Annotated in this window: 23 protein-coding genes; 11 read left to right on the forward strand and 12 right to left on the reverse strand. The window is 38.4% G+C overall.

Features of this window, described 5'->3' with window-relative positions:
* Position 1: 1 nt before the first annotated feature.
* A complete protein-coding gene (locus M030_RS0109680; protein WP_027373324.1) occupies positions 2-1,435 on the reverse strand; it encodes an exodeoxyribonuclease VII large subunit in 1,434 nt (477 codons plus the stop codon).
* A gap of 297 nt (positions 1,436-1,732) precedes the next feature.
* Between M030_RS0109680 and M030_RS0109685 the strand changes: the two genes are divergently transcribed.
* Together M030_RS0109685 and M030_RS0109690 are read left to right on the forward strand one after the other, a co-directional pair.
* Complete coding sequence (locus M030_RS0109685; protein WP_027373325.1) at positions 1,733-2,311, forward strand: Crp/Fnr family transcriptional regulator; 579 nt, start codon at positions 1,733-1,735, stop codon at positions 2,309-2,311.
* A 59-nt stretch (positions 2,312-2,370) separates the two neighbouring features.
* On the forward strand, positions 2,371-2,802 hold the full coding sequence (locus M030_RS0109690; protein ID WP_027373326.1) for a GNAT family N-acetyltransferase: 432 nt from the start codon (positions 2,371-2,373) through the stop codon (positions 2,800-2,802).
* A gap of 151 nt (positions 2,803-2,953) precedes the next feature.
* Here the strand turns inward: M030_RS0109690 and M030_RS0109695 are convergent, their stop codons facing one another.
* From M030_RS0109695 to M030_RS0109710, 4 genes are all read right to left on the reverse strand, one after another.
* Positions 2,954-3,862: a hypothetical protein gene (locus tag M030_RS0109695; protein ID WP_185097388.1), complete on the reverse strand. Its 909-nt coding sequence runs from the start codon at positions 3,860-3,862 to the stop codon at positions 2,954-2,956.
* Between the two features lie 9 nt (positions 3,863-3,871).
* A complete protein-coding gene (locus tag M030_RS0109700) occupies positions 3,872-4,720 on the reverse strand; it encodes a hypothetical protein (protein ID WP_027373328.1) in 849 nt (282 codons plus the stop codon).
* Positions 4,721-4,732: 12 nt separating this feature from the next.
* Entirely contained in the window at positions 4,733-5,638 is a 906-nt protein-coding gene (locus tag M030_RS0109705) for a hypothetical protein (protein ID WP_228375205.1), read from the reverse strand.
* 630 nt (positions 5,639-6,268) lie between these two features.
* Positions 6,269-8,068, reverse strand: coding sequence for a hypothetical protein (locus tag M030_RS0109710; protein WP_027373330.1), 1,800 nt, complete (start codon positions 8,066-8,068; stop codon positions 6,269-6,271).
* Positions 8,069-8,280: 212 nt separating this feature from the next.
* Here M030_RS0109710 and xth point away from each other — a divergent pair, with 212 nt between their 5' ends.
* From xth to M030_RS0109745, 7 genes are all read left to right on the forward strand, one after another.
* Positions 8,281-9,057 (forward strand): exodeoxyribonuclease III, encoded by a 777-nt coding sequence (gene xth / locus M030_RS0109715; RefSeq protein WP_027373331.1) that lies wholly within the window; start codon positions 8,281-8,283, stop codon positions 9,055-9,057.
* Between the two features lie 136 nt (positions 9,058-9,193).
* A complete protein-coding gene (locus M030_RS0109720; protein ID WP_027373332.1) occupies positions 9,194-9,679 on the forward strand; it encodes a hypothetical protein in 486 nt (161 codons plus the stop codon).
* A 261-nt stretch (positions 9,680-9,940) separates the two neighbouring features.
* Positions 9,941-10,294: a hypothetical protein gene (locus tag M030_RS0109725; RefSeq protein ID WP_027373333.1), complete on the forward strand. Its 354-nt coding sequence runs from the start codon at positions 9,941-9,943 to the stop codon at positions 10,292-10,294.
* Between the two features lie 132 nt (positions 10,295-10,426).
* Complete coding sequence (locus M030_RS23955; RefSeq protein ID WP_051584990.1) at positions 10,427-12,745, forward strand: TonB-dependent siderophore receptor; 2,319 nt, start codon at positions 10,427-10,429, stop codon at positions 12,743-12,745.
* A 3-nt stretch (positions 12,746-12,748) separates the two neighbouring features.
* Positions 12,749-14,194, forward strand: a complete 1,446-nt coding sequence (locus M030_RS0109735; protein ID WP_027373334.1) for an ABC transporter permease — start codon at positions 12,749-12,751, stop codon at positions 14,192-14,194.
* Positions 14,195-15,541: a DUF3526 domain-containing protein gene (locus tag M030_RS0109740; RefSeq protein ID WP_027373335.1), complete on the forward strand. Its 1,347-nt coding sequence runs from the start codon at positions 14,195-14,197 to the stop codon at positions 15,539-15,541. It begins immediately after the preceding gene.
* Positions 15,535-16,230 carry an ABC transporter ATP-binding protein gene (locus M030_RS0109745; RefSeq protein ID WP_027373336.1) on the forward strand — a complete coding sequence of 232 codons (696 nt, stop codon included), beginning with the start codon at positions 15,535-15,537 and terminating at the stop codon, positions 16,228-16,230. Before M030_RS0109740 ends, M030_RS0109745 begins: the two co-directional genes overlap by 7 nt.
* Positions 16,231-16,363: 133 nt before the next feature.
* Here M030_RS0109745 and M030_RS0109750 read toward each other — a convergent pair whose 3' ends face one another.
* A complete protein-coding gene (locus M030_RS0109750) occupies positions 16,364-17,038 on the reverse strand; it encodes a MarR family winged helix-turn-helix transcriptional regulator (protein WP_027373337.1) in 675 nt (224 codons plus the stop codon).
* Positions 17,039-17,258: 220 nt separating this feature from the next.
* Between M030_RS0109750 and M030_RS0109755 the strand changes: the two genes are divergently transcribed.
* Positions 17,259-17,852, forward strand: a complete 594-nt coding sequence (locus tag M030_RS0109755) for a Crp/Fnr family transcriptional regulator (protein WP_051584993.1) — start codon at positions 17,259-17,261, stop codon at positions 17,850-17,852.
* A gap of 96 nt (positions 17,853-17,948) precedes the next feature.
* Here M030_RS0109755 and hemH read toward each other — a convergent pair whose 3' ends face one another.
* Together hemH and M030_RS0109765 are read right to left on the reverse strand one after the other, a co-directional pair.
* A complete protein-coding gene (gene hemH, locus M030_RS0109760; protein ID WP_027373339.1) occupies positions 17,949-18,977 on the reverse strand; it encodes a ferrochelatase in 1,029 nt (342 codons plus the stop codon).
* 30 nt (positions 18,978-19,007) lie between these two features.
* Entirely contained in the window at positions 19,008-20,291 is a 1,284-nt protein-coding gene (locus M030_RS0109765) for a cryptochrome/photolyase family protein (RefSeq protein ID WP_034722395.1), read from the reverse strand.
* Positions 20,292-20,453: 162 nt separating this feature from the next.
* Between M030_RS0109765 and M030_RS0109770 the strand changes: the two genes are divergently transcribed.
* A complete protein-coding gene (locus M030_RS0109770) occupies positions 20,454-20,753 on the forward strand; it encodes a hypothetical protein (RefSeq protein WP_027373341.1) in 300 nt (99 codons plus the stop codon).
* 61 nt (positions 20,754-20,814) lie between these two features.
* Here the strand turns inward: M030_RS0109770 and M030_RS0109775 are convergent, their stop codons facing one another.
* Genes M030_RS0109775 through M030_RS0109790 form a run of 4 tightly spaced genes read right to left on the reverse strand, consistent with a single transcriptional unit; the run spans position 20,815 to position 22,992 of the window.
* Entirely contained in the window at positions 20,815-21,186 is a 372-nt protein-coding gene (locus M030_RS0109775; protein WP_027373342.1) for a response regulator, read from the reverse strand.
* Positions 21,187-21,206: 20 nt separating this feature from the next.
* Positions 21,207-21,785 carry a chemotaxis protein CheB gene (locus M030_RS0109780; protein WP_027373343.1) on the reverse strand — a complete coding sequence of 193 codons (579 nt, stop codon included), beginning with the start codon at positions 21,783-21,785 and terminating at the stop codon, positions 21,207-21,209.
* A 10-nt stretch (positions 21,786-21,795) separates the two neighbouring features.
* A complete protein-coding gene (locus M030_RS0109785; RefSeq protein ID WP_027373344.1) occupies positions 21,796-22,626 on the reverse strand; it encodes a CheR family methyltransferase in 831 nt (276 codons plus the stop codon).
* The gene (locus M030_RS0109790; RefSeq protein WP_034722398.1) at positions 22,627-22,992 is read right to left on the reverse strand and encodes a response regulator; all 366 of its coding nucleotides are present in this window, start codon (positions 22,990-22,992) and stop codon (positions 22,627-22,629) included.
* Positions 22,993-22,994: the final 2 nt, after the last annotated feature.

Genomic DNA, 22,994 nt, shown 5'->3' on the forward strand with positions numbered 1-22,994 from the left:
CCTATGAAAACACCTTTGCCAATACTACTCCCACTACCAGGGCCACTACAGCAGCGATAACAATTCTGGTATAATCGGTTTTGCTGTTCTTTATTTCCGTATTCAACCGGGAATTCTCCTGTTGAAGAGATTCCATTCCGGCTTTTAAAGAGGCGGTTTTTTCATTAATCGCTGATTGTATATTTTTTTCGTGAAGGAGGGCAATTTCTTTTTTATAGCTTTCCATTTCTTCCTGACGCTGTTTCTGCTGTTCTGCAAAGTTCTTTTGCGTCTCCTGAAGTTGTCTGGCTGATGATTCCTGAAATTTCTGGAATTCTTCGGTTCTCTTTGAAAGCTGTTCCGTCAGCGTTTTTATTTGTTCGCCATGTTTTTCTGAAAGATCTTTTTTCAGCTTCTCTACTTCTTCATTCCGGACTTTAAGCTGTTCTGTAAATGTTTTAACCTGATTTTCGGCCTGCTCTTTGAAGGTTTTCTGGGCTTCTGTAAATTCGTCGTTCTTTTTTTTAAGCTGCTTTTCCAGTGTTAAAACCTGTTCCGCAAATTGCTTGGTGACATCTTTTTTAACCTCATCAATCAGCAACGCCCTGGAATTAGATTTTTCATGTGAAAGTTTCTCTACTATTGCATGAAGGCCTGCACCATAATCATGAGGCAGATGGAATCTTTTATCGGCCAGCTTATCCAGCAAGGTTTCATCCACTGTATGTCCGATAGCAGTTACCGTTACTGCCTGTAAGTCAATAAATAGCTCAGACAGAACAATATCATTAAAAGTTTCCATACTCTGGCGGTCTCCTCCTCCCCTTACCAATGCAATGATATCATAATCCAATACAGAAACCTCCTCCAGTTTTGAGGCTATCGAGGTAGATGAAGTAATACTGCAGGTATATTCCGAAATCTGAAAATACTTCTGTGAAACATCCAGACCTTCGGCAAAATCACGCTGAACAATCGCATTATTTCCATAAATATTGGCAATTCTGATCGGTTCATCTTTTAAAATTTTGTCCCTGATCATAGATTCAAGATCTTTAGAGCCTTTTTCAAGTTTTTTCTGGATCAGCTCATATCGCTGCAGCTCTTCTTCTGAAATGGCTCTCTCTTCCTGCTGAATAATCTCGTCCACTACAAAACGCAGTTCTACTGATGAGTTCTTGATACTTTTTTCAATATATCCTCTCAGGGTATAGACTTCATTATTTTCAATCTTACTTCTTAATAGGGCCGAAACACGTACCCCGATTGAAATATTATCAGATTCTGAAAACAAATTGTCATAGTAATAGTTTCCATAGGCTTTCCCACCTCCAAAAGCATACCTTCCTTTGAGATAAATGAGATTAATTGTTGCATTCAGTTTTAAAGCATTGCTGAATAAGCCCAGGACAGATCCGGGTGAATATATCTGATAAGCAAGTTCGTTTCCCTGCATGGTATGAATAGAGAATTAAATGATGTCTTCAAAGGTATTGCTATTTTATGATATTAGGGAGTTTGTGGTTTATAAAATAAGTCATATGAAAACATTTACTTCAATTTTTTCAATCATATCCTATGGAAGATATTATTATTTCACCTTATCCTTTTATGTTATAAAAGATAATCTGTCTTTCCTCATTTTCTTAGTTCCGGAATTCTTTGTAATTTGCATTGAGTTTGTTTGTTGCAGATCTGGAAACAAAGAAAGGCTCTCTGATGATCCGGACACCATATAAAACCGTAAAACCAAATGCTTTTAGAAAAACTCCTGAAGGAATTTAATGTACATGAAAACCTGTTCAGTACGGAAGAATCCAGAGTATTTGATCAATATTTTGAGCAGATACAGGTTCCGAGGAATACGTTTTTGGTTCAGGAAGGGGAAATAGAAAAATACAGCTATTTCATATTTAAAGGTATCGCCCGTTGCTGGACATTAAATCATAAGGGGGAAGAGCAGGTCTTCTGGTTTTGTAAAGAAGGGACCTTTTCCATGTCTAATATCTCATTTACTCTTCAGCAAAAATCAACCTTTACTGTACAAACTGTTGTAGACAGCAGTATCTACAGAATTGACAAAGAGAAAACAGAACAGTTATATACAGCCCTACCGAATGTAAAAAATGTATTTGGTGATTTAACTGCGCAGCTCCTGAACAGATTGCTACAAAGAAATATTGACCTGATTAAATATTCACCCGAACAGTATTACCTGCAGATGATACATGAGTATGGAGTCACTTTAAATTATATTCCTTTAAAAGATATTGCATCCTATCTCGGGATTACACCACAGGCTTTAAGCAGAATCAGGAAACGTATTTTTTAACCTGGGTTCAGCAGAGAATATTGATAAAGACCGACCTTTGCTTTTCAAAAATTACCATTATGATTAGAGAGATTACAACATCAGACTACCCCCGTTTGATGGAAATATGGGAAAGTGCGGTTGTACATACCCATGATTTTCTGAAAGAAGAAGATTTTACGTATTACAAACAGGCCATTCCCGGTTATTTTGAACATGTTATCCTTTTCGGGATTGAAGAAAACAATCAGTTAGCCGGATTCATCGGTGTCAGTGAGGGAAATCTTGAGATGTTATTTATTCACAATGACTTCCGGGGCAAAGGATTGGGTAAAAAACTGATTATCTATGGGGTGGAATATCTTGGAATCACTCAGGTGGATGTGAATGAACAAAATATTCAGGCTGTTGGATTTTATAAGCATATGAAATTTAAGGTTTTGAAAAGATCTGAACTGGATGGACAAGGAAAAAGCTATCCGATTTTGCATATGACGCTTAGCAAAGACTAAATAAGGGTTTTCCGAAAATAACAAAAGAGACTTCAGAAGTCTCTTTTGCCTTAAGGAGATAGTAAGATTTTCCCGGCAGAGCCGGGAAAATATCCCCAGCATCTTATATAAAAATTCGAGCAAAAATTAAGATGATATAAGATGAATTTCTTTATTGCTCCACAATGGTAAGTGAATTATAAGCGCCACCTCCTGAAATATCGAATTGACTTATGGTACCGTCAAAGGCTACGGTAATCCAGGTAAACGGTCTCAATTTGTCTCCTTTATTTAGGTACACACTTACGGTACAGGCTGACCCCACCGGAACGGCATTAGGACTTCCTCCCGTATCAGAAGCATAGCCATTATTTGTTTTTACCCTTTGTGTAATGGTACCGGCAGGATTCCTGACTTCCCATATCGCTTCTGTCTGATTGTTTCCGCCTGTATTCACCTGGCTCGATTGAAGAGCAAAGGTAAAGGTAGCAAAGTAAACGCCCGTTCTCGGTGCAATAAACTCTCCTGTAGCAGGATCAAAATTATTTGTGGGAACTCCGGAATCGGAATCCAGTTTTTCCGACCAATTGGTCAAATAGGAGGATCTTCGTTGTACAATACCTGATTTGGCACCAATTTCTGAAGGTGTTGCACTTTCAAATACATACGTATCCTGACTGTTCTTATTGGCCATGACCACGATACGAGGCTTTCCTTTCGGAAAGAAACTCACCCAATTGGTACCGTCAGAAAATTCCAGATACCCTTTTACTCCGATCGCCGGGCTGGCCACATAGCGTAAGGCTCCGGCTCCGGCCTGTACAGCCGTTTTATTTGTATTTCCTATGGCTATTGCGCCATTTGTTCCGCTTCGTAAATCTACGGCAACTTTCGGGTTGGAAACCAGTACTCCCAATTTCCCGTTTTTATCTACAATAACTTTACCTGCGTCAGTTTTAATTTCAACCGGATTGATTGGATCCGGGATCCCCAAGCCTATTTGTGCCTGTGTATATCCGCCCCAAAAAAGGAACGGCACAATGATTCTGATTACCTTATTAAGCTCATTATATTTCATCATTATATGTTTTTAAAGTTCACTAATACTCAGGTTATTAAATTTCCCGTCATTCAAGGTATTTCTCGCAGAACCTATATTGTGCTTAACACTAAATTTAATTGTGTTTCCTGCTTTAAGGTTAAAAATTGCATTACAGTTTCCGCTGATATAATTGCTTACGGTACCGGCCTGAAATGCAGGATAAGAATTGACTGTTTTAAATATTGGAATATTTTCTGTGCTACGGTCACTTTCGATTGCTGTTTCTATAAAAGTATTCTTGGGAATATTTCCGTTGGCGAGCGTAATGTTGAAGGACACCAGATAAAATCCGTCCCTTGGAGCAGTAAAAGTACCGGTTGCAGGATCAAAATCACCACTTGTCCCACTTCCTGAATCTACGGTTTCAGTCCAGCCTGTCACATAAATGGTGGAATTGCTGCCAATACTCTGTGCAGAAGCTTTACTAGCATTAACAAGTGCTTTTACCGGTGGGGCAAGGGGCAATGCTATCCACTGTTCTCCATCCGAATATTCTAAAAAACCGTTGCTGTTATACCGTATCGCCCCCGCTCCCGCTTCTACTGGTGTCTGAGTGCCTGTTCCAAGACCTACAAGCCCTTTATTATCTGTTGAACGAAGATCCATTTTGGTAACAGGATTTAAAACACCGATTCCCACATTTCCGGCAGCATTTACCACTATGTCATTTGAAAGTTTCTGGCTATCAGGTGCAATACCGTTATCTTTTGCAGCATCTATCTGCAAAGGATGAATGGAATTGGCAGTAAAAAAACCTACCTGAGCAGCTGTGTACACGGAAGAAAAAAACAGAATCCCGGCAAGCAGCTGATGCGCCTTATTGATTTTATGTTTCATACTGATCTATTTCTAATGTTCTATGATGGTTAAATTATTAAATCCGTCATCCGGATTGGTAGGATCCGCGGGATTGGTAGTTACTCTCAATGCCACGGAGCCAGTTGATACAAGGTTATGCCAAAGCCTTGCTGCTACCTTGGTACCCGCAAGTAACGTCAGGGTGACTGTACTTGATCCTCCCGCCTGTGTAGCACGGGTCGCATTGGCATCATCTGCAGTTCCTGTCATAGACTGCCCGAAAGTCTTGTAAACACTTGCCAGGACAGTATTCGTTGTGGTATTATAAAATTGAGATTCTACCCTGGAGCTGTCATTAATAACTTCACCGTTAAAATTAAAGGTCAGTAAAAAAGTATACGTACCGTCGCGGGGTGCTGTAAATATTCCGGTTGTACCATCAAAACTATTACTCATATCCCGTACCACATTCCAATTGATGATATTGGTAGCCAGATTCTGAGTGATCGACTGGCTCGATACTTTACGGGCAACAATAACCACTTTTTGAGGGGCTACATATGCTTTATGCCATACCGATCCATCCGATACTTCGATCTTAGCACCTACCGGTGTATTCACTACATCATACCGTACAGCTCCTGCTCCGGCATCAGAGGCGCTCATTGTTGTTGTACTGAGACCCAGCGCATTTTCCGGTGCTGCAGATCTCATATCAAGTTTTACCTGCGGACTGAGAACGCCAACTCCAATAAAACCTGTTGTCTTGTTAATAATAAAGTCATTGGATATCTGCGCGGCGCTTGGTGTCCCATTCGCAGGGTTATCTTTCGTACCATCTATATGTAATGCTCCTTGAGGATTTGAAGTTCCTATCCCAATTTGGGCACTAACATGATCGACACAAACATACAGACCTCCTAAAAAAAGCAGTGCAATATGTATTCTTTTTTTCATTTGTTTGATTTTTATGGAAATTATGTTTTGAAATTTTGGATATTCCTTTATCATTAATTGATAACTGAGAAATAAAAAAAGGTATGAAAGTAATTAAACAAGAAACCGTTGAAATGTTTTGCTGACAAGTATACTATCGAATGGTGAAGTATGATTTTGAGATGACCGATTACGGCATATCATTCTTTTTTTATTGATGCCACTATTATATAATTCTATACAGTCACATGTGTTTTTCATAGTTTTTTCTCATTTTGGTTTCGCACCAAAAGTACTATATTTGAAGGAGATACCATTCATTAATCTTATAGATATAATTCGATAAAAGGATAATATTTATATTTTAAAAACACATCTGCTTTTTTAAGTGGTTCCTGGCTGTTTTATTAAAATTATAAGCATGCTTGGCATTTTAATTTTTGTACAGGATAGGAATAACGGAGACTGTTACCCTGAATGTATAAGGACAATATTTGCATATTTTTCACTCCCGGAGATTTCTGTGATGAAATTCAGGCAGCTGATACAATTCTACAGTATCTCACTAACCGAACAATGAGCTTAAAAAAACGATAAACTGAATCTTCCTTATCTAACCTGTAGTATGACTTTATTTTTTGGTTTTACTCCTTAATTTCCAAAATTCACAAAATGAGGGATATCTGCTGCAAGATTATTGATTGGTAAAAGATTGTTGCGGTTGCTGTTGAAATCAAAAACAGAATTATTATCAAAAGGAACACGGGGATAATACATGAAGGAAATCTGAATTCTGTTGAAAACCAGAAACGGATTATTGATCAAAACCCCGATGCCGATTTTGGTGTTTGCTTTTGTTTTCAGAAGGGTGTCATTAGGCATCCCCAACCAACCCACTGCTGCCGTTAAATAAGGACTGAAGTGGAAGTTCTTCCATGTTTTATTGATAAACATCTGAAGCTGATATCTTAGCACAAGTTTTTTGGTTCCAATATAATCTGAGCTGTAAACGGGAAATTCATCGGGAGAAGTAAGTGTAATCCTGTCTTTATAAGAATAGTTGTGCTGCGGATTTCCCAATGCCAGAGTGGGAGAAAAGAAATGTCTTACTTTAGCAAATTTCCAATCGGTAAGATGGGTAAAATAGGTCCCGTCAAGACGGAAAGACTCACGGTTTTGATTGTCTTCGTTAAAGAAGCGCCCAAACTGGGCTCTTACGTTAAAATAGCCCAGGCCTGTAAACGTACCATAGGAGGCAGAAATTCCTACATAGGGCTTCACCTCATTACTTCTTGATAATCCTCCGGCAGTAATAGTAAGCGATTTCCCGTAAGCGATATCTTCCGGTAAATCATATTGAAAAATATTTCTCTGAACCGAAAAGCTCCTGTTAATGAATCCAACAGACATCAGAAAACTGCTGTACGATTTGAAATATTCATACCTGTCAATTCCCGGGCTGTCCTTATATTGATAATTCTGAAATCTACCGATCACCGCAATATTACTGGAGACCTTCTGGCTGGCATCAGAGGAAACAGGAATCTGATAACCACCCCACAGGTCCTGGTTGTATACCTTGATTTGAACCTCCGGATAAGCCGTATCTGCTCCAATAGGCAGCAAAACATTCCGCATAAAATACTCAAAGGTAAAACCTCCTGCCCATTTTGTTAAAGGGGAGAAAAAGTCTCTTCTGACATTGAAATTAATTCTTTCATTTCTAAAAAAATCCCTTTCTCCTAAAAGCTGCGCATTGATATAGGTACCGAAAAGGTTATACGCCGTGTAACTCCCCAAAAGGTAGTTTTGTTTCTCTTTGGAGTCATTTCTGTACAGGAAATCTAATGTATGGCCTAATCCCAATACATTTTCTTCAGTCAGTCCCAATCCAATCTTGCTTCCTGAATAGCTTAGTCTTGGTTTTAAACTCCAGGAATCAAGTACTCTTACAACAACATCAATAGAATCTTTAGCCGATGGATCCTCTGAAACACTGATATTCACTCTGTTTACAAAAGGCATTGCTCTGAGCAAACGCTCGGACTCGTACAGCTTCTGGGCATTGTATTCTTCACCTTCCTTAAAAAGTAAATAATTATTAACCGTCGAAATTCTGGTGGTGGAATGAAGGTGATCTTTCATCCAGTCATACCACTTGAGCCTTTCTTTACTGTCTTGTGAACCATATCCAAAAGGATCAATAGGCTCAATGCGTATCTTTCTGATGTATTTTTTATTGTATGTATCCTGAGACAGCTTCTCCGTTATTGACTTTACGGAAGTGGAATCTGCCTCTCTACGGAATATCAGACGATGAATGAATTTAGTCACTTTCCTTTGATCCGAAAATTCTTCTATTTTGTAATACAACGAGTCTTTTTTTTCCTGTGCCTGTAAAAAGAAAAAACCGCATAAAAAGAACAGTAAAATTGTAATTGATTTAGTCATTAGCCATCGAAATTCAAGAACTTTATGATATCAATTTATAAGCCAATTGAGATGAAAAATATACTAATGTTCAGAAATATTCTGAGGAAAGATGGATTTCTTTCTTATTGTTTAAAGTAAATTTATATTTCTATGATAAGTAACGGCATACGATATGATGTAAACTCTATATTCTCTCACTGATTCTTACAATGACTTAAATAATTGATCTTATGAAAATTGCTACTTATAATGTGAACGGAATAAACGGCCGGCTGCCGGTCCTGCTTCGATGGTTAGAGGAAGCTCAACCCGATATTGTCTGTTTACAGGAATTAAAAGCTCCTCAGGAACGTTTCCCGATTACAGCCATAAATCAGGCCGGTTATCAGGCCATCTGGAAGGGACAGAAAAGTTGGAACGGTGTTGCCATACTGGCAAAAGATCGTGAAATCATTGAAGTGCAGCGTTCTTTACCCGGTGACGATGATGACGTGCAAAGCCGCTATATTGAAGCGATTATCGACCAGATTGTCATCTGTTGTTTTTATGTTCCGAATGGCAACCCGTATCCCGGTGAGAAGTTTGACTATAAACTGGCATGGATCAAGCGGCTGCAAAAACGCAGTCAGCAATTCATAGATATGGAACTTCCCGCCATTCTCATTGGTGATTTCAATATCATTCCAAATGCGGAAGATGTCTACAAACCGGAACGCTGGGAAAATGATGCCTTGTACAGGAAAGAAGTAAGAAAAGCCTATCGGGAGCTCATCAGGAAAGGCTGGACTGATTCCATCAGAAACCTGTTTCCCGAAGAAAAAATTTATACATTCTGGGACTACCTTTATAAAGCATACGAACGCAATGCGGGAATACGGCTGGATCATATCCTGTTGAGTCCCTTACTGAAATCAAGGCTAAAATCAGGAGGTGTCGACAAATATGTACGGGGATGGGAGAAAAGCAGTGACCATGCGCCGGTATGGATCGAATTAAATAAAAAATAGAAGCTGACCTCACCTCTTCGTTTACCTTTTCTCCATGACATATTTAATATCATTTAAAAAACATAATATATTCAGGAAACGGGCTTTTACACACAGTCTTTTTTACTTATTTTTACTTCAAAATATATAATAATACATGAGAAAAATTGTATTCACGGGAATAGCTGTATTGGGAGGGCTGGCAGCATCACATGCACAATGTAAAACGGTATCCGCAATTACTGAAAATTTTGATACCTGGAAGGATATTAATAAATGCTGGACTGCTCAATCCGGAAAAGGAATGCTGTATGCCAGTGATAAAAGAATTATCTTTTATTCTATGAATAATCCGGGAGAAAATATGTACCTGGTGACGCCGAAAATTAAAGCAGGAACTTATACGCTTTCTCTAGATCTTTCTGACAACGGAGGAGAAACAACATGGGAATTCTTCTCTATCAACAGCACGACTGATCCTAAATCATATGTCTCAATTGCAAAACCTTCAAAAATAACAGGAGACAAAAAAACACTCCATATTTCTTTAAAAAAGGACTCCTTCCTTGGTCTGAAAGTTATGTTGAATGGTGTACATCAGGCCGTTTATGTGGATAATTTTTCTTTAAAACCCAAACACTAAATTGCAAAAAGATATTCAGTAAAGAAAAATCCTTAGTATGTCAAAAAAGTAGAAAAGTTCGATTCAGCGCGTCTTTTCTTATATGTAGATCATCGAACTGTATTTTACTCCTTCTGATGGTTCTTCATTAATTCAAAAACTAAAAACCTACCGCGGCAAACATTCTGTTATGCTCCCTGATTCCTTTTTTCGGTCACAACTTTACTTTTTTCTGATATTTAGTTTATTTTTAAAATTAAATTGTACTTTTGTTTCTCAATTATGCAAAAATTTCTCAGAGTCTTTTTTGTCTTCTCTTTATTCCTGATATTTATTTCTAATGTCAGTGGTGTCAGTACATGTTTCAATCATGCGCAGCACTCGAAGAGTAAGTTGATCTATAAAAAAGGTTCTAAAGAAGAAAAAATCCCCACTATTTCTCAGGACGACGAATGCCAGTGTGCCCTTCATATGCACATGAACAATATTCTTCTCCCTGAACCTTTGGATATGGATTTTGCGATCAGTACCACTAATGACAGCGAAATGCCACAGCCCAAAGCTGTTTCTTACCGTTGTCTCCTGGATTTCTTCAGTTCCAGGGCTCCCCCATCTGCATTTTTCACGGTAGCTTAAATTAATTCTGCCGGAATTCTATCCATACAGATTTTTTAGTCTGTATCACTACTTTTTGGATACATACGGTTTTATGGCTGTATAGGTCCTTATTATTAATGGGGTGTATTCAATGCCCGTTCAATACGATTCATGATTACCAATAATTTTTATTATCAGGGGATAATTCACTTTATTCCCCAAAGTCCTGTGAGGCTCTTCAGTGTAGCATTCGTCACAGTATCCACAGTATTTCATTCTCAATCCCGCCATCCGGATACTTTATCAACAGCGGTACAAACTGTCGAAATCATTGGAAGAAAGTCTAAAGACTATACTTCAGATTATTCTTTTGCGGCGACTAAGATTGCTATGAAAAACAAGGATCTTCCTTTAAGTCTTAACACCGTTACAAAGGAACTGATCACAGATCGCCAGGCCTTCCAGCTTGGAGATGTTATGAAAAATGTAAATGGAGTATCTCCTTCCAGTTATTATAATCAATACAATATCAGAGGCATCAGCCAAAATGAAGAAGGACAGATTATCAACGGAATGCGAACAAGGCAGTATTACTTTTTACAGCCTATGACTTCCAATATTGAACGCGTGGAGGTTTTCAAAGGGCCTGCAAGTATTACCATGTCCAGTGCCGATCCCGGAGGAACCATCAATATGGTAACAAAAAAACCGCTGTCAGTTTCCAGGCATGAGATCAGCTTATCAGGGGGCAGCTATGACACCTTTCGTGTAGCAGCAGACCTTACCGGGCCCTTAAACAAAAGCAAAACCCTTCTCTACCGTTTTAACGGAGCCTATCAGAATGCGCAGTCATTCAGGGAGCACGTCAAAAACAGTGGTATTCTCTTCTCTCCTTCCGTGACATTTGTTCCCAATGAAAAAACATCTGTCAATGTGGAGATGATTTTTAATGATCTGTATGGAAATCTGGACCGTGGGCAACCTATTTTTGGGGCGGTAGCCGGTAAAACGGACCTCAACAGTACGCCCAGAACGTTGAATCTCGGTGCTCCGGACGACTTTTTTAAAACCAGAGATCTTATGATCATGGGAAGTGTAGCTCATCATTTTAACCGATCAGTCAGCTTCAATGCCTCTTATATGAAACAGTACTGGCGGGAAAACCTCCAGGAACACAGAACAACCAATTCTTTTGTTCCGGATATGAATAATAAACCTATATCGAATCTGGCTATGATGCAGTTTGTTCAAAGGAAGCAAAAATGGGCCGTAGATAATATCAATGCTTATTTTAATTTCACTTTCAAAACCGGACCTGTACACCATCAGGCATTAATAGGATATGACAGCCAGATCTGGGAAAAACGGAAGGGAGGCCAGCAAAATGCCGCAAGAGGTTTTCTTTTAAAAGACGGGTCTGTAGTTTCATCTTACAATCCTGCAAAGGCTGCTGATTATCAAACCGTCAATTACAACGGGATCCTTTTGCCTAAACCCAATGTCGATCCGTTTGATCTGACGCCTGGAGCGGAGAATCATCAGGGAGCGGATTTTAACACAATTAATATCACTACAGCGCTCCCTTCAGCACTTACCACTACTCACGCTGCTTATATACAGCATCTTCTCACCTGGAAAAAGTTTAAAATATTATCCGGCATACGTGAGGAATGGTTTCAGGATACTACGAATTTCAGAGAGAACAATGAATCTTCTTTTAAAAATAAAAAATTGCTGTACCGCTTCGGAATCACTTACAGTTTAACCGATCATCTTAATCTGTACGGGACATACCTTACCGGCTATCAACCGCAATCCAATACGGTCACCTTAATGCCGAATACCTCTTCTCTTTCCGGTTCTGAATCTGCAGCAAGATTTAAACCTTTAACCTCAGACCTTAAAGAACTGGGTATCAAAGCTCAGCTTTCCGGAAAGATATCATTGAATATTGCAGTATATGAAATTAACCAGAGAAATATCCTGATTAATGCCAATAATCCGTCAGAACCTGATGAACTTGTACAGCGTGGTGCTGACCGCAGCCGTGGATTTGAAGCCGAGCTGACAGGATATATTCTTCCTCAGTGGCATATTTACGGAGGATACAGTTGTATTGATGCTAAAATACTGGATGATACCAATCCCGATCTTGTTGGAAAAAGAAAGGAAAACACATCTAAACATTCTGTCAATGTGTGGACACGCTATAATTTTTCCGCTATCAATGCTGTAAAAGATTTTGGAGTTGGTATAGGTGTACTTTACCAGAGCTCCAAGGTACCATGGTTTACGAGAAGCTTTGAAATTCCTGCTTATACAACAATAGATGCGGCCATCTATTACAGTCCTCCGTCATCTCATATTCAACTGTCTTTCAATCTGAATAATATAACCAACAGGGTATACTGGATCGGAGCGCAGAACTACCTGAGATTATTTCCGGGAGCCCCAAGAAATTACTTACTAACTGCTACTTATAAATTTTAAATTATGGCGATTTCAAATGTAAAACTGATCGTAAAAAAGACCTGGCAGGACCTGTTTAACGGGAAGCAAAACCTGCTTATCACGATCACTGTACTCCTATTCTGTATGCTGAGCATTGGCATAGGATATACAAAGTACACTGATAATTTTTCAAAAATAAAAGAATACCGGAAAGAGGTCCGGGAAAACTGGGAACACAGGCCCGATAAGCATCCTCACCGTATGGCACATTATGGTTATCTGGTTTTCCGTATGGGTCATCCTCTGAGTATTTTTGATAACGGACTGGATGATTATCTTGGAAACGTCATATTTCTGGAGGCTCATAAACAGAACACCGCCAATCTTTCGGAAGCCGCAAGCTCAGGCACTCTGGTCAGATTCGGAGCATTCAGCAGCGCATTTATCCTGCAGAGTATAGTTCCTCTGATTATTATTTTTTCCGGATTTGGCTTAGTTGTACAGGAACGTGAGAACGCTACTTTAAAAATCATCAGTGTCCAGGGGGCTTCAGGAAGAGATCTTATCTGGGGAAAAATACTGGGACTCTGGTTCTTTTCTTTGTGTTTCCTGATTCCGGTGATTCCCGTTGTTTTTTTAGCTGCATCCATGTCAGGGACTACAGGCCTGGCTGATATTTTACAAAGATTGTCTTTTTTGTTACCGGGTTATATGATCTATTATTTTTTCATCAGTACGTTGACCGTTGTTGTTTCTGCCAACAGTAAAACTACTTCTTCAGCACTGATCAGCCTTATCGGTTTCTGGCTTCTTTTCATCATTATTTTACCGAAAGGAATTCAGTTTGCCGCACAAAATCTCTATCCGGCTCCTTCCCGAATTGCTTTTGAGACCCATCTCGAAAAGGATATTTTAAAAGCAGGAGACAGTCATAATCCCGATGACCCTCATTTTAAAAAAATCAAAGATTCTTTACTGGCTTATTATAAGGTAAGCACGACCAACGAGCTCCCTTTTAACTATGGAGGATTTGTAATGAAAGAAGGGGAAAAAATAAGTTCATCCATCTATATCAGGCACCAGAAAAAACTGCAGGACCTGTATCAGCAACAACAGGATCTTACAGATATTTCAGGGTTTATCAACCCGGCAATTGCCATCAAAAATTTTTCCATGATGGTTACGGGAACAGACTTTTTCTCTTATACCCAATTTCAAAAACAGGCTGAAAAATACCGTTATCAAATGGCTCAACATCTAAATGATCTGCAGATTGAGCACATCAGCAATATAAAACCGGAAAAAGGCGGTCCGCCTGCGATCATTGATCACGATAACTGGAAGAAATTCCCGGATTTTGATTATCAGTATACTTCTTTGTCTGATAGTATAAAAAAACAGTCAATACCTGTAATTGCATTGCTTGTATGGTTGATTATATGCATCACCGTAATTGAAATAAGTGGAAGAAAATTAAAATTAATCTAAATGAATCATTATTTATATACCCAATTTTATCGCAATAAAGCGTACACCATTGCTTTGTTATTTTTATTTCTGGCAGGCCTTATGGCAATTTTCACCGGGAAAAAATTTCTGGATCGAAATGAGGATGTCATTTCAAAAAGCGGAACATTTCAAAGGGAAAGTATCGAAAGGAATACCAGATTTCATAAGGATGATCTGGGTCTGGTTCTTTATTACATCAAATTTAACCTGGTTAATGAAACTCCCAGACTGGCCGCTCTGAATATCGGCATGAGAGACCTGAATCCTTCCATACAGGGAGTAACCATCCGAAATCTGGAGGAACAGCGTTACAATTCAGATTTTTATAATCCGGCTAATGCTGCGGCAGGAAATTTCGACTTTAGTTTCGTTGTGGTTTTCCTTTTTCCATTGGTTATTGTGGCGTTTTGCTATAACCTGATTTCTGAGGAAGAAGAAAGGGGAACGTGGAAGCTTCTGGCCGTACAAAGCGGAAATTTAAAAAAAATAATGGACCATAAGATGTTGATACGGTTTCTGGCAATCTCTTCAGTTTATGTGGCTTTGCTCATTATTGCTTTAGTTTGGATAGAAATACCTTTAAACAAATATTGTATCGCTTTTATGGTCAGTGGATGGCTTTATATTGTATTTTGGTTTACCTTGTGCCGCTGGGTTATTTCCTTTAGAAAATCATCTGCCCAAAATGCATTGATACTGCTTATTGTATGGGTAAGCATGAATTTTATTATTCCCATGAGCAGCAATATTCTGATTCAGAAGATGTATCCTGTGCATGAATCGCTGAAAGCGGTAATACAGCAAAGAGACGGCTATCATAATAAATGGGATGAGGCCAAACGTCCTACTATGGAAAAGTTTTACAAAGTATATCCCCAATACAGAAATTTTATCGTTGAAGAAAATGACTCTTTCAGCTGGACCTGGTATTACGCTATGCAGCATATGGGTGATCTTGAATCTTCAGAATCTTCAAAAGAGTATACGGAGAAAATGCAAAAAAGAAATGATGCCGCTGTTTATCTTGGCTATCTGCTCCCGAATCTTCATACTCAGCTTGTGGAGAGTCACCTGGCAAAAACTGATATGAACAATCATTTACAATATTCTTCTGCAATGAGAAAATTTCATGAAGAAAAAAGATTATTCTTTTATCCGCTTATTTTTTCAGGAAAAAATGCCGATTCTATAGACTGGAGCCGGCAGATTATACAAGTATTCAGTGCTTCTGAGCGCTTAAAGCTTATACCACTTTTCCTGCCTTATCTGATTTTCATTACCTTATTTATCATCCTTTCACAAAACAAATACAGAAAACTATGTTAAAAACGACCAACTTACATAAAAAATACAACGACTTTACAGCCCTTCATTCCCTTAATCTGGAAGTAAAGAAAGGGGAAATATTTGCGCTTCTGGGACAAAACGGAGCGGGTAAAAGTACTACAATCAATATTATTCTGGGACTGATTAATGCCACATCCGGTGATGCATTTATCAATGGTATTTCGGTAAAAGATCATCCTCAAAAGATCAAGCAGCATTTAGCCTATATTCCGGAAACAGTACTTTTATACCCAAATTTGACAGGGATAGAGAACCTTGACTTTTTCTCTAAAATTGCTGGTTTTACTTATCACAAAGAAGAATTATCAGCATTACTGCTGCGTACCGGCCTTCAGGAAACAGCGCATCATAAAGCATTGGGAGGATATTCAAAAGGAATGCGCCAAAAAGTAGGAATTGCCATTGCTCTTGCCAAAGATGCAAAAGTACTTCTCCTGGATGAGCCTACGAGCGGACTCGATCCGATCGCTACTGCAGAATTTACAGAAATTGTGCGTCAGCTGGGCAGAGAAGGCAGAACGGTTCTGATGGCAACTCATGATATTTTTAATGCAGCAAGTGTAGCCACGCATATTGGGATCATGAAGCAGGGTGAACTGGTACAAAATGTACCTTCTAAAGCATTTACAGCACAGGAATTACAGGAGCTATATCTTAAAACAATGTAATTCCTGTTTCTTTTCACAGCCTATTCATCTATCAGATGTTACCATTAAAAATGCCAAATGGTTTTCCCGTTTGGCATTTTTTACGGCTCATAAGTTTTAACAATTAACCGTATTAATTTTATACTGGTAAGTTTTATCCCATAGAGTACTCTTCATATACTTTTGCTATAAGCTCATTAGGTTGTATATTTCTGGAGAAAATCGGGTAATGAAAACGATCCAGTTTATTCAGAATACGGATGAGATCCATCTTTTCATGGTGGGAAAGGTTTCCCGCAACAATATTGGTCGCTTTACGAATTTTTTCCATCTGCCGTTCTAAGGCAACCAGCCCTGCTTCTGAAATATGAATAAGTTTACTGCGTTTATCGATATCAGATTCAATCTGTTCTACCCAGCCCTGGCGGAGCAGTCGGGCAATGATCAACATTCCTACAGGTTTATCGTGAATATTCTTTTTAATGAGTTCCATTTTGGTCATCTGTCCGAAAGCCTTCAGATTGATCAGATAAATAAAGTCTTCCTGGGTTGAAAATTCAGAATTTGCAATGGCCGATTTTGAATAGGTCTTTGCGTATCGGTTGAGATGAACAAGTAACGTATTAATGGCACTTTCAGGGGTACGCCCATTTTCTTTGCCTTCCCAGTAGGGTTCATCCGGATTGTCCTGTAGTACGGGATTTTCTTTATCAAACATCCATGTCTTAAATCCCTGAAGAGTCCCGGGATAGGAGTCTGGCCGGGCCTGAACTTCTGTTTCAAACTCTTCCAGCAATACCATAAAGTCTTTGATAAGTGTATAATTCATTTTAATTAAATAGTTTACAAATATACTTCTTTTATAGTTTATAGTTGATTTTGTATTTAATATTATTCAAAATCTTCAATATCGATTTATATTTTTATGTAAAACTAACAAAATATGGTATATTTTTTACAAATTCTTACCGGCTATGGTTTATTATTTCTAATGTCTTGTCTATAATTTTTAACGTAACAATCATTATTAACCTCTAAAAATTTCAGACATGATAATAAGTGAAGATTTATTATTGGCCTATGGTGCAAATTATGAAACCTTTGAAGCAAATGAAACTATTTTTCACGAAGGTAATCTGCCCAAGTTTTATTTTCAGATTAGTCATGGTATTGTTGAACTTAATAATTATCATGAAGACGGCAAGGAGTTTACCCAAAATATTTTGTCTGACGGTCAAAGTTTTGGAGAATCGTTTCTATTTGATGATAAGGTCTATCCTACCAACGCCACAGCTAAGACGGCTTGTACCGTCATTAAGCTCTGCAAAACAGATTTTTTCAACTTACTGAATCAGAACCAGGATGTGTCTTCCAGAATGTTTAAATGTATTGCAGACAGATTATATTACAAATATGTGATGCTGTTTAATGTATCCTCACCGGATCCTGTATTAAAGATCAAAACAGTAATGGACTGTCTCAAAGGTGATCATGATCATCATAAACATTCTTTTCAGATTCCGCTTACCCGCCAGCAATTAGCCAACCTCACCGGCTTGCGTGTCGAAACTGTGATCAGGACCATTAAGAAAATGCATAACATCAATCTGGTAAAAGTTCACAACAGAAAAATATTTTACTGAAATGTACAATTGTCTAAGATTGATCCAGCAAAAAGAGCTATATCCAATAGAGATATAGCTCTTTTTGTACTTTCATATACAATAAGCAAACGCTGTTTACACCAGATAAAACTGATCGAGTTTTTCTTCGCATAAGGTTTGAATAACCTTGATCCAGCGGTCTTCATCATTTAAACACGGGATATACGTAAAGGTTTCGCCTCCCGCTTCAATAAACTGTTCTTTTCCTTCTACAGATATTTCTTCCAGAGTTTCCAGGCAGTCGGAAACAAAAGCCGGGCAGACTATTGCCAGGTTCCTGATGCCTTTGGCAGGAATGGTTTCCAACGTATGATCTGTATAAGGTTCGATCCATTTATCTTTTCCCAATCTCGATTGAAAGGAGACAATAACTTTATCTTTTGGAAGACCTAATTTTTTAATAACAGTTTCCGTGGTATTAAAGCACTGGTGACGATAGCAAAAAGGGTGGCTGGGATTAGTTTCTTTGGAACAGCAATCATTCAGATTACAGGTTCTGGTAGGGTCTGTCTTGTAAATATGACGTTCGGGAACGCCATGATAAGAAAATAATAAGGCATCAAAATTTACGGGAAGTTTCTCACGAATGCTTTCTGCCAGACAATCGGTATACAACTCGCGATGGTAAAAAGGCTGAATATAATTAATCTTCACATCAGGAAAATGTTTCTTCCTTACTTCTTCCGCTTTTTCAATCACAGTTTCAGTGGTACTCATCGCATATTGCGGATACAATGGGAAAAGAACAATCTCTGATACCCCTTTTTCAACCAGGTTTCTGATTCCTGTTTCAATACTCGGTTCCGCATATCGCATGCCAATTTCTACCGGTACATCTACTCTTTTTTGAAGTTTTTGCTGAACTTTTTTGGTGATCACAATCAGAGGAGAGCCTTCGTCTGTCCATACCGTTTTATATGCTTCAGCGGATTTTGCGGGCCGGGTTTTCAAAATGATTCCCTGTACCAGAAGTGCTCTGAAAATCCAGCGATAATCAATTACCTTTTCATCCATCAGGAATTCGTCAAGATATTCCTTTACATCTTCTACAGCCGTAGATCTTGGGGACCCAAGATTAATCAGTAAAATTCCTTTTTTAGCCAATGTTTGTATTTTTTAATAGTCAATTTATATTTAGTCTGCCAAAGCGTCTTTGTAGGTTTTCAATGCCCGTTGTCTTGCAAGTGTATGTTCTATAACCGGTTCTTCTTTATAATTTTCGGGAAGCCATTTTTTCACATACTCGGCGTTTTTATCAAACTTTTTTGCCTGTTCATACGGATTGAATATTCTGAAATAAGGAGCGGCATCACAGCCACAACCGGCTGCCCACTGCCAGTTTCCATTGTTAGCTGACAGGTCATAATCCAATAATTTTTCAGCAAAATAGGCTTCACCCCAACGCCAATCGATAAGCAAATGTTTGGTAAGGAAACTTGCTGTAATCATTCGTACCCTGTTGTGCATAAATCCTGTTTCATTAAGTTCCCGCATTCCGGCATCTACGATGGGATATCCGGTTTTACCTTCGCACCAGGCCTTAAAATCTTCTTCATTATTTCTCCAGGCTATATTTTCATATTTCTTTTTAAAACAATGATGTACAACTTTTGGAAAATGATAGAGAATCTGCATAAAAAATTCTCTCCAGATCAGTTCATTAAGCCACACTTCACTATGCTCAGAGGCATATTGTACACATTTTCTGATCGAAACAGTCCCGAAGCGAAGGGCAATCCCCAGATGTGTAGTATGGTCCAAGGCTGGAAAATCACGATATTTTCCGTAATAATCTATTATGTTTTTATCCAAAACAGGCAAAGTATATTCAATATCTGTTTTTTCAAATCCGATTTTTTTCAACGAAAGAATTTCTGAAGAGCCTTTATACGATGCAAAATTTGTCCATGTATTGGTAACAGATTCAATCTTTTTTAACTTCTCTTTCCATCTTTTTGAATAAGGAGTAAAAACGGTATAGGGAGAGCCATCATTTTTTACAATATCATTTTTCTCGAATATAACCTGGTCTTTGAAATCTTTGAAATGGATCTGATGTTGAGAAAGCTGTTCCGCAACATGCTGATCACGCAGAATAGCCTGCGGCTCATAATCCCGGTTACAAAAGACAGTATCAATGGGAAATTCATCCTTTATTTTTTCAAAAACTTCGGCGGGAGTTCCGTGATATACATACAGTCCGGACTGATGCTGTAGCAATTCTTCATGAATATTCTGCAATGCCTGATGAATGTAATCTACCCTTTTGTCGCTTTTATCATGGAGCTGATCCAGTATTACCGTATCAAAAATAAAAACCGGAATTACCTTCAGCCCCGAATTAAGCGCATGGTGAAGTCCTATATTATCTCTGAGCCTCAAATCTCTCCTGAACCAAAAAACATTTACTTTATTCATAATTTATTCAATAAAAAATCTGAGTTTACCGTTCTGTATTCAAAGGTTTTGTAAATTGAGATACAAATATACTTTTAAAACTAATTAAAAGTTTAGTAATACACTAATTATTTTATACGGTATAAAATTTGATGAATAATTAATCAGACTAATAATTATAATATGGATAATATAGAAACTGATCTCGTAGATCCGGTGAGAGACAAAAATATTATTGATGAATATTTCCGTTTAACAGTCAAAAAGGAATTGAATCTTGATATTAACCTCAGCGATGAATACGTCATTGCACAAAATATTGTCTCAAAAAAATTAATTCTCGTCAAAACATTTTCTGAGGTTATCATTATGAATCCGGACCTTTATTTTTTAATGCAGTCCCTGATTCATAAAATAAATACCGGACTTCTCAGCAAAAACCAAGTAACAAAAACGTTAGAACTTCTGAAAGACGGGGAATAAATTCATAAAGAAATCCCTCAAAAATTTGAGAGATTTCATATGGTCAGCCTGTATAGATTTTTTATGCCTGTTCTTTCATATGCTTGGCAACAATTTCTTCCAGATCATCCAGATTAAAAGGTTTTGAAACATAATCATCCGCCTGAGCTTCAGCTGCTAAAGCAACGATGTCGTTATTTGCCGTTACGTAAATCACGGGAATATGCCTGAACTCCTCATTGCTCTTAAGAAGTTTCGTCGCTTCCACTCCTCCGATTTTCGGAATCCAGTTATCCATAAGAATAACGTCCGGCTTGTACTCTGCAACTTTCTCAATAATATCATGAGACGTCTCTGAAATCTTGACATCATACCCGTTCTCCTCAAATATGATAGTCACGACTTCTAAAATAGCAGTGTCATCGTCAAAAATTAAAATTCTCTTTTTACTCATTTTATTTATATTGTCTTTATTCAGTTGTATGATAATCGATTGATATAATCTGCCAAGTCAGCGGGTTTTATAATGAGATCATAATCAATTTCTTCTTTGGCATGTCTGGGCATGTAGTCCACTTCTGCGGTTTCCGGATCCTGTATCCAGACCTTTCCGTTGTTTCTCTTAATATGACTTAAACCTTCCACGCCGTCAGCATTAGCTCCCGATAAGAGGACAGCAATCATATTCTCGCCGTAAATCTCTGCTGCCGACCTGAAGGAAACATCTATAGACGGACGGGAATAATTCATCTTTTCCGAACTGTCGAGTGACATATTTTTCCTATTCTCAAACAATACGTGATAATCAGCAGGAACAATATATATGGTATTCTCCCTGACCTCTGTTTTATCTTCAATTTCTACAACCGGTATCCTGGTAAACTGCTGCAGTAAAGTCTGCAGAATATTACCTGACTGGGCTTTGCGGTGAAGTACCAGTACCATCGGAACTGTAAGGGTGTCATTCAATTTCTTGATCATCTCAATAATGACCTGCAAACTGCCTGCGGATCCACCGATGATGATCAGTTCTATGTTTGTTTGTGGCTTCATGGCAAAGGTATTAATGATGATCCAGCTTTTTCCAGATTTTCTGTTCTTCTACCTGATGATAATTTTCATCGATCGTGGAAAATCTAAGTGTTTCCTTAGCACCCAAAGCTAGAAAACCCAGATTTTCAAGGCTGTTGTCAAAGAGTTTAAAAACCCTTTCCTGCAGTTCTCTGTCAAAATAGATCAAAACATTCCGGCAGATAATCAGCTGAAAACTGTTAAAAGAACTATCTGATACGAGATTATGAGTGGAAAGAATGAGTTTTTCCTGCAAACTCTTATCAAATTTCACACTGTCATAATTGGCGGTATAATAATCAGAAAAGTCTTTTATCCCACCTGACAGGATGTAGTTCTCAGAATACAATTTCATTTGCTGCAGAGGAAAAACGCCTGCTCTCGCAGTTTCCAGTACCGAAGGGTTCAAATCGGTACCATAGATCAATGATTTATGGTACAAGCCTGCTTCTTTGAGCAGAATAGCCATAGAATACGCTTCTTCCCCTGTAGAGCAACCGGCGATCCAGACTCTGATCAGCGGATAGGTACCCAGCTGGGGTAAAATTTTCTCTCTTAAAGCTTTAAAAAAGGCAGGGTCACGGAACATTTCGGTAACATTCACTGTAACTTCCTCCACAAAACGTTTCAGATATTCCGGATCGTTCATGATCGTGTATCGAAGTTCAGCGAAACTTGTAAAGCGGTCTAGCAGGCAGATCCTGTTAACTCTTCGTTTAAAGGAAGCTCTGCTATAACCCGAAAAGTCATAGCCGTACATCTCATAGACATCGTTGATCAGGTGTTCTACTTCTTCATCTTTTACAATACTCGGTTCCAGCATTTATGTCAGTTTTTCTATTGCTGTTATTAAAAGATCCACATCAATTGGTTTAGACACATAATCGTTGGCCCCAACATCAATGCATTTCTGACGGTCTTCAGGCATAGCCTGTGCAGTAACGGCAATAACAGGAATATCTTTTATTTCTGGTGTACTTCTTATGATCCTAGTGGCTTCATAGCCATCAATTCCGGGCATCATCATATCCATCAGGACCACAGAAAACTGTGAGTCCGACTTCAGGATATCGAAAGCTTCCTGAGCCATTATACAGCTTTCAATAGCATATCCGCGAGCCTTTAAGGTAAGCTTTAATGCAAATATATTGCGTGGATCATCATCCACAATTAAAATTTTCTTTTTCATCA

Origin of the sequence: Chryseobacterium sp. UNC8MFCol (assembly GCF_000482305.1) — a bacterium.
In the GTDB taxonomy this organism is placed as follows: Bacteria; Bacteroidota; Bacteroidia; order Flavobacteriales; family Weeksellaceae; genus Chryseobacterium; species Chryseobacterium indologenes.